Below are 4,844 nucleotides of genomic sequence, written 5' to 3'. Positions count from 1 at the left end.
GTATTCGGCCTGATCTATTTCCTACCGAGCCTGCCATCGAAGCAGGAATCCAGCGCCAAAGCGGAACTACGATCGATGACTCGGGTCCAGATTTGGTTACCCCTAGTTGCCGGCGCGGTTGGTTTTGGCGGCTCATTCGCCTTCTACACCTACATCACCCCAACGATGACAGAGGTGACCGGCATCCCCATCAGTGCCTTGCCGTGGGTCCTTGTCCTGTACGGCTGCGGCATGACGGTGGGATCGCTGATCTCGGGGCCATGCTTGGATCGGTCGATCGATAAGTCTGCGCTCGCTGGCGTCAGTGGCATGGCGATTCTGCTTGCCCTCGTCGCGTTGACAGCTCATATTCCCTACGTGGTTCTGCCACTCATGTTCATCATGGGTTCGGCCATGAGCTTGTTCACGAATGGCCTTCAGGCACGCTTGATGCGTGAGGCGTCCGATGCTCCCAACATGTCCGCTGCCATGAATCACGCCGCGTTCAATATGGCGAATGCTCTGGGAGCGTTCTTGGGCGGTGCCGTCGTTTCTGCAGGATGGGGTTACCGTGCGCCCGCAGCAATTGGCGTAGTTCTGGCGGTTGCGGGAACGTGCGTTCTGGTGAGTGCCTATACGCTGCAACGCCGTCAGGTAAGAGAATCACGCCACGCCTGATTACCGGACACAGGCTTTGGGATGTACACTGAATGTGTTCGGCACTGAGTAGTTCGGTGGCGTCATGTAGTACCTCCGACGAATTGAAACCTCATTTACTCTTTAGCTTTATTGAACAAGCGGACCAACGGTTCGCACTTTGCTCCACATATGATTGGGAGCCCTCACTTCACCGCCGAAGTGACTATTGATCCCTGTAACGGCGCCGTCGTTGCAGTAACCCGGGCCACTCGGTCCAAGAAACACTGAAGGAATGACGTTATGGCCACAGGCACCGTCAAATGGTTCAACTCCGAAAAAGGTTACGGCTTCATTGCCCCCGATGACGGAACAGCAGATCTTTTCGCGCATTTCAGCGCGATTGCTGGTGACGGTTACCGCTCACTTGAAGAAAACCAGAAAGTCGAATTTGATGCCGAACAGGGCAAGAAGGGAATGCAGGCAGCGAACATTCGCGTGATCTGATTCCACGAGGCGGGTGCTGAGGCACCCGCCTTTTTCTTTTTATTTTTTTGTCGACGACGACGAAGCCTCCCTAACCGTTAACCCACCTCATATATCCTGTTCGTGTGAATCGTTCTTTCCATGATGTCGGTGCACTCAACCTGCGCCAGATGTTGGCAGCAGGAGAAGTGAACCCAACCGAGGCGGTGGGGGACTATCTTGAACGGATTGAGGCTCTCAATCCAACCATTCACGCCCTCGTGGCGGTGGACGGTGATCGCGCCATGGAGCGGGCGCGGGGGTTGGAACGGGCTGCAGAACACGGTGGCCGCCCTAGCGTTCGCGAGTCACCGCTGTGGGGGATGCCTTTCGCGGATAAGGACGTGACAGACCGTGCTGGGCTCCCAACCACCCATGGCACCGTAGGCCTCACAACTGAGGTTGCGTGCGAAAGCTCGTCCATCGCTCGAACGATGGACGCGGCTGGCGGGATTTCTCTGGGGAAGACGAACGTTCCGGAATTTGCCTTCAGCGCCTATGGAGAAAACCGGTTGCCCGGCGGACCCGCGCGCAACCCGTGGGATCTCTCGCGCGATACGGGCGGGAGCTCTGCGGGTGCCGCGGCCGCTGTGGCTGCGCGGATGCTGCCCTTCGCGCCAGGGAACGATGGGGGTGGATCGATCAGGATCCCGGCTGCCGCGTGTGGCGTAGTTGGCCTGAAACCGAGCCGTGGGGTGGTGCCAGTAGATTCACTCGGCGGGCTTGTTGTAGGCGGGCCTCTTGCGCGGAGCATAGGGGATGCGGCGCTGTTGTTTGACGGGATGGCTCCCGGAAACTCAATGCTGGAGGCTGTGGACGAGCCGTGCCCGCCGCTGAATCTTGGCTGGAATATGTGGAGCCCGTGGAGCAAGAGCCTCGATATCGAATGCTCACGGGATGTTGGTGATGTGTTCGATGCGGTGCTTAGCTCGCTCGGTCGGGCTGGGCATTCACTGACACACGTGGAGCCGGATCTCTTCCCGGACTTCGCGAAGGCTTTTATCACCGTGTGGCAAGCCGGCGCCGCTGGTTTGCCTATCGAAGACCTCTCGCGCTTCGAGGCGCTGACGCAGTGGCTCGTGCGAGATGGGCGTAAGCTGAGCGCGGCGGACGTGGAGTGGGCGCTCGGTGCGTTTGCTCAGTTCGAGGCGGGAATTGTTGCGGACTACGCGCCGTATGATGCGATCGTGACTCCCGTGCTTACAGGTGTGGCCCCGACGTTCGGTGAATTCGATGCGGCGGACGGTGAGCACAACTTTGCCCAGCAGTGCGTATTTGCTCCCTACACCAGCTATCTCAATGTGTGCGGCTTGCCAGCGATAGCGTCACCAGTGGGAACCAGCGCGGATGGGTTGCCCATTGGCTTGCAGGTGATTGGGCGGCCCGGCGGGGAGGCCACTCTGCTGCAGATCGGGGCACAGCTAGAGGCCGAATATGGGTGGGATACGCGCGCGCCGGAGCTTTAGGTTCCGTGACGGCGCGTGGGGAAATCCAGTTTGCCGGATTCGTTGCGGCGGGCCAGCTGCCACGGCGGTGCGAGAGTCATGAACAGATTCACCATGTACTCCGGGGATTTGGTCATGCCTTCGAGAATCCACGTTTTCATGATGGCTGAGACATTGCCAGCCTGCTGCTGCGCGGCCAACTCGATCCATGTGTCATCCAAAGTCCCTGCAGATGAAGCAATGGCGTCCCGGATAAACTCCCGGCCGGATGCGACAAACCAATTGTTGATTGCGTTAAAGGCGGTGGATTGCCGCGAGACCATCACCTGATACACAGGAGCGAAGCGGTTCACATGATCCAGCATTCCGGAGTAGAGCGCGCGCCACGCATCCTCGAACCTCACCGAGGGATCGGAAAGAGAACCAACCAACGCAGGAGCAAAACGGTGCATATCCTCGATGAGGATCCCACTCAAGAATTCGACCGGGGAGGATGCATGACGGTAGAAGGTTTGCCGGGATACGCCGGCGGCCTGAGCCAGATCACGCACCGTGATCTGTTCGGCGGGCACCTGGGCTGCCAACTCCAACATCACAGCGGCAATGGCATCGTGGCTGCGCTGGAAGCGTGGATCGATGCGTTCAGTACTCACCACGGCAGTGTATCGCGCTTAAGCCACCTTCGCCGGGCGCTTTCCATCGTGTGAATCGGCGGGAATCTGGTACTTATCATCCCGGCGGCGCCACCACGAAGCCAGAACCGAACCGGAGATGTTGTGCCACACGCTGAAGAAGGTAGAAGGGATCGCAACCACAGGATGTGCGGCGAAGGCGTGCAGCGCTAGCGTGGCACCCAGAGCCGAATCCTGCATGCCCACTTCGAATGTGATGGCCTTCTGCTGGGCATACCGGAAGCCGGATGGATAAAGTTTGAACATCGCTCTGGAGAAGAGGTAGCCGAGGGCGTATCCGCACAGGTTGTGCAGCATTACTACTGGCAGAATAAGGGCCGTTTCACGGGTAAATAGCTTCTCGTTGTTTACGGCCACCACAGTTCCGATGATGACCAGAATGGCGATTTGCGAAACCGCGGGAAGCGCTGTGGTGATGGTGGAAACCTTCTCCCCGAAGACAGTGTGAACCGTGATGCCCAGTACCACGGGGATCAACACCACTTCCAGTGCCGTCTTGAACAGGTCACCGGCGGGGATATCAACGTACTGGCTGGCAAGACCACTCATGAGAACCGGCACCATGATGGGTGCCAGAAGGGTTGAAAGAAGACCAATCGAGACGTCCAATGCAACATCGCCGCGCGAGAGGAAGGACATGACGTTAGAGGAGGTGCCGGAAGGGCAGCATCCCACAAGGATCACACCAACGGCTACCATGCCATCCAACTGGAACAGCTTGCACAGGGCCACGGCCAGTAGGGGCATGATGAGGTAGTGAGCCACGGTTCCCAGAATGACCATGAGGGGCATTTTGATGATTCGCTTGAAATCGTTCAGGCTGAGCGTCATTCCCATACCAAATAGGACGATGCTGAGGAAGATATTGGTGTAGCTCTTCGCCCATGCGCTAATTTCTGGGACAAAGAAGTTGAGAAGTGCCCAAACGATGACCACCAGAGTGAACCACTTGGTCAGCCACGATCCGAAGCGTTGGATTGCCTGCATGAAAGATGCTCCTATATATGAGTTCTGGGAACACACGGGATACGTGCCATGGTGAGCCGAAGGCGTGTGCAAATGGTCCGTTTCGCACTGGATCGCAGTATTGGGCGTGGCCGCACGTTCCAAGATACGCCCGGGTCAGATCGGGGAAAACCGGTGGTCACAACGTGACCCGTGGTGTTCCTCACCACTGTTCGTGCGGCGGTAGAATCGTCAAAACTCACTGAGGAGGAACAGATGCGAATTTTGGTTGTTGGTGCCGGCGGCGTTGGGGGAGCGTACGGAACGCTACTTCACGAGGCGGGCCGTGACGTCACCTTCTTTGTTCGGCCAGCGCGAGCAGCAAGAATACGCGAGAACGGACTCACCTTCATCTCGCCAGAGGCAGAGCGAACGAATGCCGTTCAGTGTGTAACAGTGGATGATCAGTCTGATCCCTTTGATCTGGTGATCCTCTCAACGAAGGCCTACGGCCTGGACGAGGCGCTGAGCGATATCGCGCCGTTTGTTGGGCCGGATACCACGATCATTCCCGTACTCAACGGCATGTCACACATTGATCGTGTCAGTGAGGTCTATCCGG

6 protein-coding genes are annotated in these 4,844 nt (G+C 58.0%); 4 read left to right on the top strand and 2 right to left on the bottom strand.

All coding sequences use genetic code 11. The annotated features are described in order from the left end of the window. The 3 genes from ACTHV6_RS11145 to ACTHV6_RS11135 form a co-directional block, all read left to right on the top strand. Positions 1 to 657, top strand: a 657-nt coding sequence (locus ACTHV6_RS11145; RefSeq protein WP_441387637.1) for an MFS transporter, incomplete at its 5' end; no start/stop codon positions are given. 261 nt (positions 658 to 918) lie between these two features. Further along, positions 919 to 1,122, top strand: coding sequence for a cold-shock protein (locus ACTHV6_RS11140; protein ID WP_441387636.1), 204 nt, complete (start codon positions 919 to 921; stop codon positions 1,120 to 1,122). Between the two features lie 104 nt (positions 1,123 to 1,226). Then, positions 1,227 to 2,606, top strand: coding sequence for an amidase (locus ACTHV6_RS11135; RefSeq protein ID WP_441387634.1), 1,380 nt, complete (start codon positions 1,227 to 1,229; stop codon positions 2,604 to 2,606). Here the strand turns inward: ACTHV6_RS11135 and ACTHV6_RS11130 are convergent. Together ACTHV6_RS11130 and ACTHV6_RS11125 are read right to left on the bottom strand one after the other, a co-directional pair. Continuing rightward, positions 2,603 to 3,238, bottom strand: coding sequence for a TetR/AcrR family transcriptional regulator (locus ACTHV6_RS11130; protein ID WP_441387633.1), 636 nt, complete (start codon positions 3,236 to 3,238; stop codon positions 2,603 to 2,605). The genes ACTHV6_RS11135 and ACTHV6_RS11130 overlap by 4 nt on opposite strands. Positions 3,239 to 3,256: 18 nt before the next feature. Further along, the gene (locus ACTHV6_RS11125) at positions 3,257 to 4,264 is read right to left on the bottom strand and encodes a bile acid:sodium symporter family protein (RefSeq protein WP_441387631.1); all 1,008 of its coding nucleotides are present in this window, start codon (positions 4,262 to 4,264) and stop codon (positions 3,257 to 3,259) included. A gap of 234 nt (positions 4,265 to 4,498) precedes the next feature. Between ACTHV6_RS11125 and ACTHV6_RS11120 the strand changes: the two genes are divergently transcribed. Beyond that, a partial coding sequence (locus tag ACTHV6_RS11120; RefSeq protein ID WP_441387630.1) for a 2-dehydropantoate 2-reductase N-terminal domain-containing protein occupies positions 4,499 to 4,844 on the top strand: 346 nt, incomplete at its 3' end.

Source organism: Ancrocorticia sp. (genome assembly GCF_052089425.1).
Classification (GTDB): Bacteria; Actinomycetota; Actinomycetes; order Actinomycetales; family Actinomycetaceae; genus Ancrocorticia.
This window is presented reverse-complemented; position numbering and strand designations above follow the sequence as displayed.

Excerpts from the sequence above, each read along its gene's own strand:
- ACTHV6_RS11140 (WP_441387636.1), top strand. The coding sequence starts at position 919 with ATGGCCACAGGCACCGTCAAATGGTTCAACTCCGAAAAAGGTTACGGC.
- ACTHV6_RS11125 (WP_441387631.1), bottom strand. The coding sequence starts at position 4,264 with ATGCAGGCAATCCAACGCTTCGGATCGTGGCTGACCAAGTGGTTCACT.